The sequence below is a fragment of the Pseudoxanthomonas sp. OG2 genome, assembly GCF_014192765.1.
Classification (GTDB): domain Bacteria; phylum Pseudomonadota; class Gammaproteobacteria; order Xanthomonadales; family Xanthomonadaceae; genus Pseudoxanthomonas_A; species Pseudoxanthomonas_A beigongshangi.
Window position 1 is genome coordinate 1,928,053 of sequence record NZ_JACHYM010000001.1, and the last position, 14,657, is coordinate 1,942,709.

General features: G+C 65.7%; 13 protein-coding genes. 7 read left to right on the plus strand and 6 right to left on the minus strand.

The genetic code is table 11. The features are described 5' to 3' along the window. The 3 genes from asnB to FHW78_RS08905 all read left to right on the plus strand — a co-directional run bounded on the left by asnB (position 1) and on the right by FHW78_RS08905 (position 3,636). Positions 1-1,908 carry an asparagine synthase (glutamine-hydrolyzing) gene (asnB, locus tag FHW78_RS08895; RefSeq protein WP_183639540.1) on the plus strand — a complete coding sequence of 636 codons (1,908 nt, stop codon included), beginning with the start codon at positions 1-3 and terminating at the stop codon, positions 1,906-1,908. 311 nt (positions 1,909-2,219) lie between these two features. After that, complete coding sequence (locus FHW78_RS08900) at positions 2,220-2,777, plus strand: RICIN domain-containing protein (protein ID WP_183639541.1); 558 nt, start codon at positions 2,220-2,222, stop codon at positions 2,775-2,777. A gap of 289 nt (positions 2,778-3,066) precedes the next feature. Continuing rightward, a complete protein-coding gene (locus FHW78_RS08905) occupies positions 3,067-3,636 on the plus strand; it encodes an RICIN domain-containing protein (RefSeq protein ID WP_183639542.1) in 570 nt (189 codons plus the stop codon). 106 nt (positions 3,637-3,742) lie between these two features. On the opposite strand, the gene FHW78_RS08910 is transcribed toward FHW78_RS08905, so the two are convergent. The 6 genes from FHW78_RS08910 to def all read right to left on the minus strand — a co-directional run bounded on the left by FHW78_RS08910 (position 3,743) and on the right by def (position 10,783). Then, positions 3,743-4,780 carry a glycosyltransferase gene (locus FHW78_RS08910; RefSeq protein WP_183639543.1) on the minus strand — a complete coding sequence of 346 codons (1,038 nt, stop codon included), beginning with the start codon at positions 4,778-4,780 and terminating at the stop codon, positions 3,743-3,745. 143 nt (positions 4,781-4,923) lie between these two features. Next, entirely contained in the window at positions 4,924-6,597 is a 1,674-nt protein-coding gene (locus tag FHW78_RS08915; RefSeq protein WP_183639544.1) for a glycosyltransferase family 39 protein, read from the minus strand. Positions 6,598-6,609: 12 nt separating this feature from the next. Next, on the minus strand, positions 6,610-7,872 hold the full coding sequence (locus FHW78_RS08920; protein WP_183639545.1) for an O-antigen ligase family protein: 1,263 nt from the start codon (positions 7,870-7,872) through the stop codon (positions 6,610-6,612). Positions 7,873-7,936: 64 nt separating this feature from the next. Beyond that, positions 7,937-9,247 carry a 16S rRNA (cytosine(967)-C(5))-methyltransferase RsmB gene (rsmB, locus tag FHW78_RS08925; RefSeq protein ID WP_343205551.1) on the minus strand — a complete coding sequence of 437 codons (1,311 nt, stop codon included), beginning with the start codon at positions 9,245-9,247 and terminating at the stop codon, positions 7,937-7,939. Next, positions 9,244-10,164 carry a methionyl-tRNA formyltransferase gene (fmt, locus tag FHW78_RS08930; protein WP_183639546.1) on the minus strand — a complete coding sequence of 307 codons (921 nt, stop codon included), beginning with the start codon at positions 10,162-10,164 and terminating at the stop codon, positions 9,244-9,246. The genes rsmB and fmt overlap by 4 nt, the downstream gene beginning before the upstream one ends. A 103-nt stretch (positions 10,165-10,267) precedes the next feature. Continuing rightward, complete coding sequence (gene def, locus FHW78_RS08935) at positions 10,268-10,783, minus strand: peptide deformylase (protein ID WP_183639547.1); 516 nt, start codon at positions 10,781-10,783, stop codon at positions 10,268-10,270. A gap of 131 nt (positions 10,784-10,914) precedes the next feature. On the opposite strand from def, the gene FHW78_RS08940 reads away from it, so the two are divergent. The 4 genes from FHW78_RS08940 (at position 10,915) to FHW78_RS08955 (ending at position 14,560) form a co-directional block, all read left to right on the plus strand. Beyond that, positions 10,915-12,084 (plus strand): LysM domain-containing protein, encoded by a 1,170-nt coding sequence (locus FHW78_RS08940; protein ID WP_183639548.1) that lies wholly within the window; start codon positions 10,915-10,917, stop codon positions 12,082-12,084. Between the two features lie 76 nt (positions 12,085-12,160). After that, positions 12,161-13,300, plus strand: a complete 1,140-nt coding sequence (gene dprA / locus FHW78_RS08945) for a DNA-processing protein DprA (RefSeq protein WP_183639549.1) — start codon at positions 12,161-12,163, stop codon at positions 13,298-13,300. A gap of 42 nt (positions 13,301-13,342) precedes the next feature. Then, a complete protein-coding gene (locus FHW78_RS08950) occupies positions 13,343-13,816 on the plus strand; it encodes a DUF494 family protein (protein WP_141455174.1) in 474 nt (157 codons plus the stop codon). Positions 13,817-13,846: 30 nt separating this feature from the next. After that, positions 13,847-14,560 carry a GYF domain-containing protein gene (locus FHW78_RS08955; RefSeq protein WP_183639550.1) on the plus strand — a complete coding sequence of 238 codons (714 nt, stop codon included), beginning with the start codon at positions 13,847-13,849 and terminating at the stop codon, positions 14,558-14,560. Positions 14,561-14,657 lie beyond the last annotated feature (97 nt).

A 14,657-nucleotide genomic window follows, 5' to 3' on the forward strand; every position in this document is an offset into this window, starting at 1 on the left:
ATGTGCGGCATCGCTGGCGCCTGGTCGCCCCAACCGCGCACGGGCGCGGACGAACTCCACGCCCTTGGCCGGCGCATGGGCGAGGCCATTGCCCACCGCGGTCCGGACGACAGCGGCACCTGGGTGGACGCGGATATCGGCCTGGTGCTGTCGCACCGGCGCCTGTCGATCCTGGATCTGAGCCCGGAAGGCCACCAGCCGATGGTGTCGGCCGACGGCCGCTGGGTGATCGCCTTCAACGGCGAGATCTACAACCACGCCGCGCTGCGCGCGGAGCTGGAAGCGCTGGGACACCGGTTCCGCGGCCACTCCGACACCGAAGTGCTGCTGGCGGGCATCGCCCAGTGGGGCGTGCAGGCAGCGCTGGAGCGCGGCAACGGCATGCTCGCGCTGGCGGCCTGGGATCGCCAGGAGCGGGCCCTGTGGCTGGCGCGCGACCGGGTCGGCAAGAAGCCGCTGTATTACGGCTGGACGACGGACGGCACGCTGGTGTTCGGCAGCGAGCTGTCCGCGCTGCGCGCCCATCCGGGCCTGCGCCACGAGGTGAATCCCGACGCGCTGGCGCTGCTGCTGCGGTTGGACTACATCCCCGCGCCGTACGCGATCCTGCGCGGCGTGCACAAGCTGCCGGCCGGCACCCTGCTGCGCCTGGATCCGGCCGCGTTGGCGGCGGGCGACGCCGGCCACGATCCGCTGCGCGCGCCACTGCACTGGTGGAATGCGCGCCAGCGCCAGGAAGCCGCGATCGCGCAGGGTTTCGACGGCGACGAGGGCGCCGCGCTGGACGCGCTGGATGCATTGCTGCGCGACGCGGTCGCGCTGCGCATGGAGGCGGACGTGCCGCTGGGCGCGTTCCTGTCCGGCGGCACCGATTCCTCGCTGGTGACCGCGCTGATGCAGGCGCAGTCGGCGCGGCCGGTGCGCAGCTTCTCGATCGGTTTCGACAACACCGACCACGACGAGAGCGCCTATGCCACCGCGGTGGCGCGGCACCTGCGCACCGATCACACCGAACTGCACGCCGACGGCCGCGCCGCGCTGGATCTGGTGCCGGACATGGCGCGGATGTTCGACGAACCCTTCGCCGATTCCTCGCAGTTGCCGACCGCGTTGCTGTGCCGGCTGGCCCGCCAGCACGTGACGGTGGCGCTGTCGGGCGATGGCGGCGACGAACTGTTCTTCGGCTATGGCCGCTACCTGCGCGCGCTGCGCAACGACGCGCGGCTGGCGCGCCTGCCGCGGCGCCTGCTGGCCCGGCTGGCCGGCAATCCTGGCGAACGCTCGCGGTTGGGCGGACTGGCCGCCGCGCGCGCGGAACTGGCGACCGGCGATCTGCAGGGCGTCGCCCTGCAGCGGGTCAGCCGCTGGCGGCGGCCGGAATCGGTCGTGCGCGGTGCCCACCGCGCGATCACCGCCTACGACGATCCGGCCGCGCTGCCGGCCAACGGCGGTCCCGCCGACCAACTGATGGCGCTGGATTTCGCCTGCTACCTGCCCGAGGACATCCTGACCAAGGTCGACCGCGCCAGCATGGCGGTGGCGCTGGAGGCGCGCGCGCCCCTGCTGGACTGGCGGGTGGTGGAGTTCGCCTGGTCGCTGCCGCTGGCGATGAAGTACCGCGATGGCCAGCTCAAGCACCTGCCCAAGCGCCTGCTGGAACGCTACCTGCCGACCGCGCTGGTGCATCGGCCCAAGTCGGGTTTCGGCGCGCCGGTCGGCGATTGGCTGCGCGGTCCGCTGCGCGACTGGGCCGAGGCGCAGCTGGACGAGCGCCGCCTGCGCGAGGAAGGGCATTTCGATCCGGCGCCGATCCGCGCCATCTGGGGCGAATTCCTCGCCGGCCAGCGCAAGTGGCACACGCACCTGTGGGGCGTGCTGATGTTCCAGGCGTGGCGCGAGCAACAATGAATGCAATTACGAATTTCGATACGAGCAAGAGGCGCGTCAGTGCATTGAGTTCGCTCCATTGCGCTCGCGGCGATATCCAACTCTGCTGTCAGCTCGATCAGCAAAAAGACGGAGCGTCACTTGCTCGCGTGGGCAACGCGCACGGCCACCTCGATGTTCCCCATCGCCCAAGTGGAGGAATATCCGCCTCCAAGTTGACAGTATGAAGACGGTGTTCGATCTGCATGCTTGCTTGTTTAGGCCGCTGAACGGAGAATGAGCGAGCGTATTAGTCAATACGCTTCTGCTACTCAAACAATGGAGTTGTATTCATGAGTATGGTTCGCGTTTTTTCCGGTGCATTGTTGTTGGTCTCCTTGTTCGCGTCCGCGAGCAGCCAGGCGGTAGAGCCTATTATCAAAGCTCGTATCCAGATGCGATTGGATAGCGATTTCAGCAAGTGCTGGGATTTTGCGGAGGGTGATACCTCCAACAACGTCACGCTGCAGGTCTGGGGCTGCCAGACCGACAAGCAACAATGGTTCGCATGGCTTTACCCTTGGACGCCCGGTTCCCAGCAGGTCCGTGTGAACTTTATCAGCCGCTCGAATGGCACCTGTATCGCGGTTGAGAATGACTCGCTCGCTAACGGTGCGCGTATCGTCCAACGCGCATGCGATTTGGATAATCCCAGCCAGCAGTGGGTTCGACTGACTCGCGATCCCTATCTTTACAACAAGTCCAAGTACATGAACGTTCGCAGCGGCAAGTGCATGGACGCGCCGTATTCCAGCAACGGAACCGTGCTGCAGCAATGGACCTGCGCTTCTGCTAGCTACTGGCCGCAGCAAATGTTCAGGGCAGTAGAGATTCCTCCGTACGCCCCATAATCACGTAGCACGCGGTTTACATACCGAAAATCTGCGTGGTGACATGGCGCCATCCGATCAGGGTGGCGCCATGCTCTCATAATCTTTCGTTTTCTCTCGTCTAGCCACATAGCATCGACGCTCCGTTTATAGGTACTGCGAAGCCTTTTTCGCACGCATGTGCGAAAACATCTTCGATTGCCATATCTCGCTTCACATCACAATTTTCATCCCAGATGATCACCCAGAATGGTAGAGCGCGTGGATGATCCGCGCGCAGATTATTCAAAATGACAAGGAGTTGTAGCGTATGAGTATTGCTCGCGTACTGTCCGCAACCGCGCTGGCTGCCGGCCTGCTTGTATCGTTCCGCAGCGAAGCATTGGACATTGTCGGAGTTTTCCAGATGCGTCTGGATAACAATGCCAGCAAGTGCCTGGATTTTACCGCAGGCGACATGTCGAACAACGTAACTCTGCAGCTTTGGGGATGTGCAAACAACTACAACCACCAGCTCTGGTGGGTCTATGGCCTTCCCTATGCCGGCAACGATCAAATCCGGGTTATGTTCCAGAACTTCAACAATGCCACTTGTATCGCCGTCGAGAACGATTCCATTGCTAACGGCGCCCGCCTCGTGCAGCGGATCTGTGACGTCAACAACCCAAGCCAGCAATGGATTCGTTTGACCCGTGGCCCCAATATGGGTGACCGCTCGAAGTTCATGAACATCCGTAGCGGTAAATGCATGGATGCTCCGTACTCGAGCAACGGAACCGTACTGCAGCAATGGGATTGCGCTTCCGCGAGCTATTGGCCCCAGCAGATGTTCAGGGGAACCTTCATCCCGGTCCAGGGTCCGCCGATCTGGCCACTCTGATGCGTTGACCACAAGCACTCGCCGGTCCCAGCGGCCGGCGAGTGCCCTGTCAGGAAAATGGGTATGACTGCTTGGGATGCCTACGTGTTTCCGGGTATTTCGCCGTCTACACGTTACGTCCAAAGAGATTGAGAAACGCCCTACGGGCGGGAGCTATCTGACCGGCATCAGATACAGCCTGTCCCATGCGTGATGCAAATGCCTCGTCTGATCGTTTGAAGAAGGCTCGCGCCGCGGCCGAGCGCTTCACGATCTCTTCCTCTGGCAACGCCAGTGCCTCGGCCACCGCCCGTTCTATCACGGCACCATCCACCAGATAGCAGGTTGCCAAATTCTGTGGCCGCGTGGCGACATGCTGAATTAGTATGCCGCGTTCATTGCTCACCAGTTCGTTCATGGGTTCCGCATCCGTGGCCAGGACGATGGCTCCCACACTCAGACCTTCCATGATGTAGTGACCAAAACCTTCGGTTTCCGAGGGACAGATATGGAACAGGTGCTCATTCTGCAACTGCAGGAGTTCCGTATCGTCGATGTAGTCGATCCGGTGGTGGATATTGTGGACGGGTGCGAGCGCCTTCGCTTTCGATGGGTGCTGGATTACGGTCAGCAGCGGCCATTCCGGATGGCGCAGCCAGGTTTCCAGCAACACATCCGTCTGCTTTGCGCTGCTGCGCCCGGCTAGATGGAAAAAAGTTCGTTGACGCGGAACCGCGCCGCCGTCATAGCGGTCTTCGCTTGTAAATCCGATGTACTTCACATCGCACCCAAGCTGTTGGAAAATCTCAACCGCATGCCGGGTCTTGACGAGAACCCGATCCATCTTTTGCAACAGCTTCACATCACTGGGCAGGCACCATTCCGGGTTGGGAATGAACATATTGCGCCCTGCCAGCGGCAGGAACTCGGGCTTCAGATGCTCCAGTTGCAGGTTGATGTCAAAGCCGTATCGACCGTTGCGCACGAGTCCCCACCACGTCTTGACTCGTCGCACCCATGGCCCAAACCACTTGCGCAGCTTTCCCCGCCCTCTCGCCGGCTGAAGAGTAACCACCATTCCGCTTCGTTGGAGTGTCCGCTGGATCAACCGCAGATCTCGGCTCAAACCCACGCCGTTGTCCCAAGCAATCAGATTGACGCGCATGCGCCTGTCCCCAATCAAAGTACACCTACACTGAACAGCAACATTGTAGCCTTCCCCCTATCTACAGTAACGATTTGCCACGGCAGGCGCACAGCGGTAACCGATGGCGTTCAGCATGCTGGGCTGGGGCTGAATGCGCGAAATCATTCACAGTCAATAGAGGCTTGATGGTTGACCAGCCACCAGCTACGTCGGTTTGCGGTACCGAGAGGCACTGCGGATGGGCGCTCGACGCATGCGGGAAGTGACTCGTTCTGGATCATCAACACGCGTTGTTCAGGAGTCTCTCGCAGCCAGGCCAGGCCGCGCTGCCATTGCAGCTCGACCGGCGCGCGGAAACCGAACTCGGTCACCTCGCCTTGCGCCTGCAGCAGTTGCTGTTCCTTCCAGTCCACCAGCCCGATGGCGGTGTCCACGCCGGCGCGTGCGCGTGCTTCGGCCATCACGTCGCGCGCCGAGTTCTCGCCGTCCAGCAACGGCGCCAGCGCCATGCCGTAGCCGACCCACAGCACCAGCACGGTCACCAGGGTCAGCGGGATCGCGCGCGCGCGCCGCAGCCACAACGCGGCGGCGACGATCAGTCCCCCCATGACCGCCAGCGCCAGCCACAGGTGATCCGCATGCGGATCGCCGGCCAGGCCGCGCTCGGCTTCCAGCTTCAGTTCGAAACGCGGATCGCCGGTCAGCGCCATGCCTCCGGCTACCAGCAGCAAGCCGCCCAGCGCCACCGCGAACACCAGCAACCCGGCGCGCACGCCGCGACGCTCGCCCAATGCGGGCAGGAACGGGGCCGCCGCCCACGCCAGCGCCGGCAGCGCGGGCAGGATGTACATATCGCGCTTGCCCGGGCTGGCGCTGAAGAACAGCAGCACCAGCAGCATCCACGCCAGCGGCCACCACACCCGCGCGTCGCGCTGGCGCCAGGCCTCGCGCCACGGCTTGATCAGCCAGGGAATGAAGATCGAGAACGGCAACCAGAACAGCGCGATGACTTCCAGGAAGTACCACGGCGGCGCCTGGTGGTGCCATGCGGCGACGTAGCGGGTGGCGGTCTGGCGGAACAGGATTTCGTTGAGATAGGCACGGTGCTCGGGATCCCCGCTGGTCAACGCGGTCACCACCATCGGCACGAACCACAGCGCGATCGCCAACAGGAAACTGGCCCCGCCCAGCCACCATCGGCCCGCGCCCTTCGGCGCCGGCTCGGTCAGTCCCTGCCAGCCGCGCCAGCGCATCAGCGCGTAGGGAATCAGCGCCAGCAACGGCAGGAAACCCACGCCCTTGCTGATCACGCCCAGGCCGGCGGAGAAGCAGCCCAGCCAGTACCAGCGCCAGTTCGGTCCCAGCAGCATGTGCCGGCCGAGGCCGTACATGCCCAGGGTGATGAAGAACACCACGGTCGGATCGATCTGCGCGCGCTTGCCCTGGTAGACGAACTGCATCGCGCACAGCACCGCGCCGGCCGCCCACAGCGCGGCCTGGCGGTTCCAGGTACGGCGTGCGAAGTCGTAGGTCAGCACCAGCGTGCCCAGCGCCGCCAGCAGCGACGGAATCAGGAAGGCGACGTTCCAGTGGCGCACCACCGCGTAGATGGACGCGATCATCCAGAAATACAGCGGCGGCTTGTCCGGATAGAGCTCCTGGCCGCGGTGCGGGAACAGCCACTGGCCGGACTCCCACATCTGCTTGGCCACCAGCACGAAACGCGGCTCGTCGGCCGGCCACGGCGCGCGCATGCCCAGCCCCGCGCCGATTACCACCAACGCGAACAGCAGGAACCACCAGAAGTAATGCTGTTCTTTGATTACTTTGGACATGTCAGAAGATTCTCAAGAGATAGCGGACGTTCCGGTACTCAGGGAAACACGACGACGGCCGGACTGCCCTAGGAGAAATCCGACAATGATCGCGTACGCGCTTGCGCTCAACGCATGGGCGAACATCGATTGCGACAATCCGGCCACGACATATACAAACACAACCACCAGTCCGGTCCGGGCAACAGTCTTCGTTTCGAGGTCCATTGCAGCTCGCCCCAGACGCATGAACAACGCGATCGGAATGCCATAAATCGCCAAGATCATCAGCAATCCCGGAATCCCCATTGTCGCGGCCCATTCCGCCAAGTCGTTGTGTGCATGGCCCAACACGCACATTCCCATGGGCGAACGCGTCTCGCATCCCGGTAGCTGATCAACAAGCGAGCCGAACCGCTGGATTCCGATACCGGAGATGGGGTGCTGAAGAAACGTATCCCATGCCATTTTCCATAACTGGAATCTTGCGCCAATTGGCGAATCCGGATCGCCCTTGAGATAAGCATTCACATTGGGGACGACGGCATCGAGTCGCATCTGGTCGACCAACGATGGCGTGTTCCCAATCAGCAATATCACCACTAGGCTGATGCCAAGGAATGCGAAAAATCGACGCCAGTTCCACCGTTCCTCCTTCCAAGCCACCGAAATCGGCATCAGCAGGATGGACGTGACGAGTGCGGCTCGGCTCCCCGTCATGACAATAGCGGCGACTCCCAATCCCACCACAAGCCATCGCAACAGGCTCGCCGAAGGACGCTGGAAGTCCGGCCCCAGGAACGTGACCACCACGAGGAGGACCAGGATGAGATTGGCGAACACGATCGGATTCCCCAGTCCAGCCCGCTCTGTCCCGGTACTCACCTGCCAGCAGGCCACGGCAAACGCCAACACTAGTCCGGAGACGCTGCTCCACCACAGATCACTTCGCCTGATATCCATCGTCGACGCCAGCCATGCGCACCATGGAATCAGCAACAGCCGGCTGACATTGTCCAGAGTCCGCAAGGGTTGGTCGTGCAATAGCAGCGAGCACAGTACGACGACATTCGTTGCAACCGCGAGCCAACCCACCGTTTTCAGTCCATAGGGCCATATCGAGGGCGGTGACGGTTGTTGCCGCCAAGCTACCAACGACGACACCACGAGCAAGACCCCGAATATCAGCAATCCTTTTTCCACGACCAATGCGCAACCGAGCAAGAGGACGGCCAAACGGGCAACGCTGTGTCCCAGCACTACGGCTGAAACATCCTTTTTCTGGATATTCTTCACATCGTTACCCGCGCTGAGCGATTCGCCTGCGTTGCCATGGACAGTGGTCTTTACTCTGCTACCGTCACGATGTTCGCAGATGCTTGGCAAGCTTGGCGTAGAAGAAGCCGTCCATGCCATCCTCGCCCGGCAGGCGCTGGCGGCCGGCGCCGGAGGCATGGCCGAAGCGCGGGTCCAGCGCTTCGGTGCGGGCGTCGGGCGTGCGCGCCAGGAAGGCGTCGATCTGGCGCTCGTTCTCGTCCTTGAGGATCGAGCAGGTCGCATACAGCAGCATGCCGCCCGGCCGCAGCAGGGTCCACGCCGCATCCAGCAGGCGTGCCTGCAGCGCGCGCAGCGCGTCGATGTCCTCCGGCCGCCGGTGCAGCAGCACGTCGGGCTGGCGACGGACGATGCCGGTCGCCGAACACGGCGCGTCCAGCAGGACCGCGTCGAACGGCTGGCCGTCCCACCAGATCGAAGGCTCGCCCGCATCGGCGGCGCGCAGTTGCGCCCGCACGCCGACCCGCGCGAGCGTTTCGCCCACGCGTTGCAGGCGTCGTGCATCCACGTCCATCGCCAGCAGACGCAAGGTGCCGTCGCGTTCGAGCAAGTGCGCCGCCTTCCCGCCGGGCGCGGCGCAGGCATCGAGTACCCGCGCGCCGGCGGCGGGCGCCAGCGCATCGGCCACCAGTTGGGCGGCCCCGTCCTGGATCGACACGTCACCGTCGGCGAAGCCCGGCAACGCGGCGACCGCCACCGGCGTATCGACGCGAATCGCATCGGTGGCCAACGGCGAGGCGGACGCGACGAGTTCCGGCAACGTCTGTCGCAGGCGCTCCAGATAATCCGCCACCGGCATGCGCGCGCGGTTGACCCGCAGCCACAGCGGGGCGGCTTCGGCGCTCGCGGCGAAAACCGCATCGGCCTGCCCGGCCCAGTCCTGGCGCACTCGCTCGCGCAGCCACGCCGGCCAGGCCTGTTCGGGTGCGGCGGCCGGCAGGCCTTCGCGCTGCGCGCGGCGCAGGATCGCGTTGACCATCCCGGCCTGGTGCGAGCGCTTCAGTTCCCGCGCGGCTTCCACAGTGGTAGAGAGCGCGGCATGCGCCGGCAATTGCAATGCATCGATCTGGGCGAAGCCGACCCACAACAGCGCCCGCAGTTCGCCGTCGCGCCGGCCCAGCGGTTTCTGCATCCAGCGGCGCAGGGCTTCGTCATAGCGGACGCGCTGGCGCAACGCGGCGAAGCAGATCGCTTCGGCCAGCGCGCGATCCCGCGGGTCCGGCAGGCGCGGCAGGCCGGCGGCCAGTTCCGCCTTGAGCGAACGCCCCCGGTGCGCGACCGCATCGAGGATGCGCGCGGCCAGTGCGCGCACGGCGGCGCCGGTGCCCGGATTCACGCGGTCACCAGATCCCGGCGCGCGTTGAGGTAGTCGGCGGCGGTGATCGCCTTGCCGCCCTCGCGCTGGACCACCCGCAGGCGCAGCGCGCCCTGGCCGCAGGCGATGTCCAGGCCCTGCCGGCCCGCCGTGAGCAGCGTGCCGGGTTCGGCCCGGTGCGCCAGATCCAGCGCGACCGCGCCATGGATGCGCAGGCGTTCGCCGGCCACGCTCGCCTCGGCCACCGGCCAGGGTTCGAACGCGCGCACTTTGCGCGCCAACGCGTCGGCCGGCTGCGACCAGTCCAGCCGCGCTTCGTGCTTTTCCAGCTTGTGCGCATACGTGGCACCGGCTTCGGGCTGCGGCTGCGCCACCGGGCGCATGCCCGCACGCAGCAGGCCAAGCCCGTCGGCAAGCACGCGCGCGCCCAGTTCGGACAGGCGGTCGTGCAGTTGCCCGCCGGTTTCCTGTTCGCCGATGGGCGTGCGCTGGGACAGCAGCACCGGGCCGGTATCCAGCCCGGCTTCCATCTGCATCAGGCAGACGCCGGTTTCGGCGTCGCCGGCTTCGATCGCGCGCTGGATCGGCGCGGCGCCACGCCAGCGCGGCAGCATCGACGCATGCACGTTCCAGCAACCGTAACGCGGGATGTCCAGCACCGCTTGCGGCAGGATCAGGCCGTAGGCGACGACGATCATCAGGTCCGGGGCCAGTTCGCGCAGGGCTTCCTGCGAGGATTTCTTCCTCAGCGATTCCGGTTGCAGTACCGGGATGCCGCGCTGGATCGCCTCCAGCTTGACCGGCGAAGGCGTCAGCCCGCGGCCGCGGCCGGCGGGCCGATCCGGCTGGGTGTACACCGCGACGACTTCATTGCGCGCGTGCGCCGCGCGCAAGCTGGGAACGGCGAACGCCGGCGTGCCGGCAAAAACGATTCTCATGGAAGACGAGGTATCCGGAGAGGAAGAAGGAGGATGGCGGCCGGCGCGACCCGCAACCTGGCTCTTGCGAATCCCAAATCCCGAATCACCAATCCCGCGGCCGTCAGGCCGCTGCCTGACGTCGCTGCTTGGCCAGCTTCTTGCGCACCATCTCGCGCTTGAGCGGCGAGAGGTAGTCGACGAACAGCTTGCCGTCGAGATGATCCATTTCATGCTGGATGCAGACCGCCAGCAGGCCGTCGGCGCGCAGTTCCTGCGCCTGGCCCCGGCGATCGACGAAGCGCACGGTGATTTCGTTGGAACGGGTGACGTCGGCATAGATGCCGGGAACCGACAGGCAGCCTTCCTGGTAGACCTGGTCGCCGGCCCGGTCGACGATCTCCGGATTGATGAAGACCCGGGGGTCGTTCTTCTCTTCGCTGATGTCGATGACCATGAAGCGCTGGTGCACGTCCACCTGGCTGGCGGCCAGGCCGATGCCCGGGGCCTCGTACATGGTCTCGAACATGTCGTCCAGCAGGGTCTGGAAGGCCAGCTCGGTCACCCGCGCCGGGTCGACCGGCACCGCCTTGGTGCGCAGCCGGGGATCGGGGAATTCGAGGATGGGAAGCAGTGCCATGGTGTGTCCGAGATGGGGGCGCCAGTGGAATCCGGCAAGGCCTCACGGATTCTAACTCGGGCGCTTGCGTTGCGCCGGGTTTTCTGGACTATAGTGCGGACCACCTGTCGGGGAATCAGGTAGATACAGCCATGTTTAAACATTTTCGTACGGTTCTCGCCGTTGCGGCGATTACCGTGGGCAGCTATGCCGCCGCCGCAGAAATGGCGGGGGACCACCCGGACACGTACGTGGTCAAGCGGGGGGACACCCTCTGGGACATTTCCGCCCGCTTCCTGAAGAAGCCGTGGCTGTGGCCGGAGATCTGGCAGGCCAATCCGCAGATCAAGAACCCCCATCTCATCTACCCCGGCGACGTGCTCAGCCTGGCTTATCTGGATCGCGTGGCGGTCCAGGCCGGTCCGCGCCAGGAAGCCCCGCTGAACGCGATTCCGCTGTCCGACGTCGAGCCGTTCCTGAAGAACCTGAGCATCGCCGACAGCTTCCAGCATCTGCCGTACGTCGCCGGGCTGGAAGAGAACATGCTGCGCGCCACCGCCGGCCAGAACGTGTACGTGCTCGGGCTGGACCAGGCCCAGCCCGGCCAGCGCTACGCGATCGTGCGCCCGGGCCTGCGCTACACCCAGACCCGGGTGAAATCCAGTGGCGAGTACCTGACCTACAAGGAAGACCTGGACTACCGCGGCGCCCGCATCAAGGGCGCGCCGGCGGACTGGAACCGCCAGTGGTCCAGCTCGGCGCTGTCCGACGGCGGTCCGGTCGAACTGTTGGGCTACGAGCTTGAGCAGGTCAACGTCGGCACCATCACCCGCGGCCTCGTGCCCGGCAGCGAAACGGTCACCCTGACCCTGCAGGACAGCGGCAAGGAAGTCCGTGCCGGCGATCGCGTGGTCCCGGTCGAGGCCAAGCCGTACGACCTGCAGTTCTTCCCGCATCCGCCGGCCACGGCCATCGCCGAAGGCAAGCTGCAGATCCTGGCCGTCGCCAACGCGCTGACGTCCGGTGGTCCGCGCGACGTCGTCGCCATTTCCGGCGGCAGCCGCGAAGGCATCGACAATGGCACCGTGCTGTCGGTCTGGCGCCGGGGCGATCACGTCGCCAACAAGGTGCGCTGGCCCAATTCCTCGCGCATGGACGATTCGCCGCGCAACGGCGCCGGCCGGGTCAGCCTGCCGGACGAGTACGCCGCGCACGTGATGGTGTTCCGCACCTTCGACAAGGTCAGCTACGGGCTGGTGATGGAAGGGGTGAAGGCCACCCGGGTGGGCTACGAGCTGAAGCATCCGGACGCCACCTACTGAGTCTTCGGACAAACCCTACGCAACACCGCGACGGCGCCCGAGGGCGCCGTCGTCGTCTCCGCACTAGGCTGGCCTCATGTCCCGCCACGAAGACGACTCCGAGGCCCTGTTGCGCCTGACCCTGGCCGGCGGCGGCAGCGCCGCCCGCCGCCGCCTGCTGGAACGCCATGGCAGCCCCGGCGCCGCGTTCGCGGCCGGGCCGCGCGGATGGCGGGCGGCCGGACTGGACGATGGCCAGGTCAGCGCCTTCGCGGCGCCGGCCGCTGCGGGACTGGCAATCGCCCGGGAGTGGCTGGCTGCTTCGCCCCGCCATCACCTGATCGGCTGGGATTCGGGCGACTATCCGCCGCTGCTGCGCCATTGCCCGCATCCGCCGCTGGCGCTGTTCGTCGATGGCGATCCGGCACTGCTGTGGCGTCCCTCGGTGGCCGTGGTCGGCAGCCGCTCGCCGACCGCCGGCGGACGCGACAACGCCGCGGCGTTCGCCGCCGCGCTGGCCCGGGCGGGGGTCGTGGTGGCCAGCGGCATGGCCGCCGGCATCGACGCCGCCGCGCACGAGAGCGCCCTGGGCCAGGTCGAAGGAACCACCGTCGCGGTCCTGGGCACCGGTCCGGAACAGGCATATCCACGCCGGCACGCGCCATTGCGGGATCGCATCGCCGCGCACGGCGCGGTGGTCAGCGAGCATCCTCCGGGCACCGGCGCGCATCCCAGCCACTTTCCCCGCCGCAACCGGATCATCGCCGGCCTGTCGCTGGCCACGCTGGTGATCGAGGCCGCCGAGCGCTCCGGCGCGCTGATCACCGCCCGCCAGGCGGCGGACAGCGGCCGCGACGTGTTCGCCGTGCCCGGTTCCATCCACAATCCGATGGCGCGCGGCTGCCACCGCCTGATCCGCGACGGGGCCGGCCTGATCGAACGCGGGGACGAACTGCTGGACGCCCTCGCCCCGCAATTGGCCGGGACGGTCCGGATCCTGCGCGAACAGCTCGGCGAACCTGAACAGACCCCTCCCGAGCGGTCGCTTCCGGCCGGCTGCGGCCGGGACCCCGACTACCAGAAGTTGTGGCGCGCGCTTGGTCACGACCCAACGGGTATGGATCAACTGGTGGACCGGACCGGATTGACGACCGCCGCCCTGTCCTCCATGCTGCTCGCCATGGAACTGGATGGGCGCGTATCGGTCGAACACGGCCGTTACTGCCGCAAAGGCTAGTTTCTTTCCTCCACAGCGCCACCGTGCGCAGGCCGAGGGGCAATGAAAGAGAGCATCCTGGATGTACTGCTGTACCTGTTTGAACACTATTTCACCGAGGACGCGGACCCCGTCCGTGATCGCGACTCTCTCCAGAACGGCCTGATCCAGGCCGGCTTCAGCCCCGCCGAAATCAACAAGGCTTTCGACTGGCTCGACGCCCTGGCCGATCAGCGGCCCGGCGCGCCGCAACCGCGCGTGGGCGGCCCGACCCGCATCTTCCATGGCCCGGAGCTGGAAAAGCTCGACGTGGAAGGCCGCGGCTTCCTGATGTTCCTGGAACAGCACGGCATCCTCGATGCCGATCAGCGCGAACTGGTGCTGGATCGGGCGATGGCGCTGGATCAGGACGAGCTGGATCTGGACGACCTGAAATGGGTCGTGCTGATGGTGCTGTTCAACCAGCCCGGCTCGGAAGCGGCTTACGCGTGGATGGAAACGCAGATGTTCGTGGACGAACCTGAACCGGTACACTGAGCCGACTTCAACCTGCTTTCGGGGGAAAGCATGGCCCAGTGGTATTACGCGGAAGGACCGGGGCGGAACGTTGGACCACTGACCACGGAGGAACTGGCGGCCTGCTTCCGGCGGGGCCAGTTGATGCTGGATTCCCAGGTCTGGCGCGAGGGCATGGCGCAATGGCAACCCTTGCGCAGCGTGGCCGCCGAGCTGGGCCTGGACGCTACCGCGTCGGCCACCGCGCCGATGCCGCCGCCGCTTCCCGGCGCGCCGGGCCACGCCAGCCCGCGCCCGGGCGCTCCGGCAATCGCGCCCGCACCGCGAGGGATGAGCCGCGGCACGATCATCCTGATCATCTGCCTGGCGGCGATCATTCCCATGCTGGCCATTCTCGGCATCCTGGCGGCGATCGCCATACCCGCGTACCAGCAATACACCTCGCGCGCCAAGCTGATGGAACCGATCGCCGCGGGCGACGCGCTGAAGCCGCTGATTGAACGCCATCTGGCCGAAGGCCGCTGCCCCGACAACGACGCCGACGGCTTCCAGCCGGAAGCCGCCTACGCATCCCCGCATGTCGCCGGCATTCTCGTCGGCGAGTTCGACGACGGCACGTGCGGAGTGGAGGTGCGCGTCCGCGGCACCGGCAATTCGCGCATGGACGACCACGCCATCTGGATTTTCTACGACGGCCAGTCCCGCAGCTGGGGCTGCACCTCGGACATCGAGGACCCGCTGCTGCCGGAGCGGTGCCGCGGCTGACGCCGCATGCCGGCGATCCCGCCCCGCGGTGGTCGCCCATCTAGGCGTTGACGAGCGCTTGCGGTAACGTTCGCAGCGCAACGGTTTGGGGAAACCA

Excerpts from the sequence above, each read along its gene's own strand:
- asnB (WP_183639540.1), top strand. The coding sequence starts at position 1 with ATGTGCGGCATCGCTGGCGCCTGGTCGCCCCAACCGCGCACGGGCGCG.
- FHW78_RS08900 (WP_183639541.1), top strand. The coding sequence starts at position 2,220 with ATGAGTATGGTTCGCGTTTTTTCCGGTGCATTGTTGTTGGTCTCCTTG.
- FHW78_RS08905 (WP_183639542.1), top strand. The coding sequence starts at position 3,067 with ATGAGTATTGCTCGCGTACTGTCCGCAACCGCGCTGGCTGCCGGCCTG.
- FHW78_RS08910 (WP_183639543.1), bottom strand. The coding sequence starts at position 4,780 with ATGCGCGTCAATCTGATTGCTTGGGACAACGGCGTGGGTTTGAGCCGA.
- FHW78_RS08915 (WP_183639544.1), bottom strand. The coding sequence starts at position 6,597 with ATGTCCAAAGTAATCAAAGAACAGCATTACTTCTGGTGGTTCCTGCTG.
- fmt (WP_183639546.1), bottom strand. The coding sequence starts at position 10,164 with ATGAGAATCGTTTTTGCCGGCACGCCGGCGTTCGCCGTTCCCAGCTTG.
- def (WP_183639547.1), bottom strand. The coding sequence starts at position 10,783 with ATGGCACTGCTTCCCATCCTCGAATTCCCCGATCCCCGGCTGCGCACC.
- FHW78_RS08940 (WP_183639548.1), top strand. The coding sequence starts at position 10,915 with ATGTTTAAACATTTTCGTACGGTTCTCGCCGTTGCGGCGATTACCGTG.
- dprA (WP_183639549.1), top strand. The coding sequence starts at position 12,161 with ATGTCCCGCCACGAAGACGACTCCGAGGCCCTGTTGCGCCTGACCCTG.
- FHW78_RS08950 (WP_141455174.1), top strand. The coding sequence starts at position 13,343 with ATGAAAGAGAGCATCCTGGATGTACTGCTGTACCTGTTTGAACACTAT.
- FHW78_RS08955 (WP_183639550.1), top strand. The coding sequence starts at position 13,847 with ATGGCCCAGTGGTATTACGCGGAAGGACCGGGGCGGAACGTTGGACCA.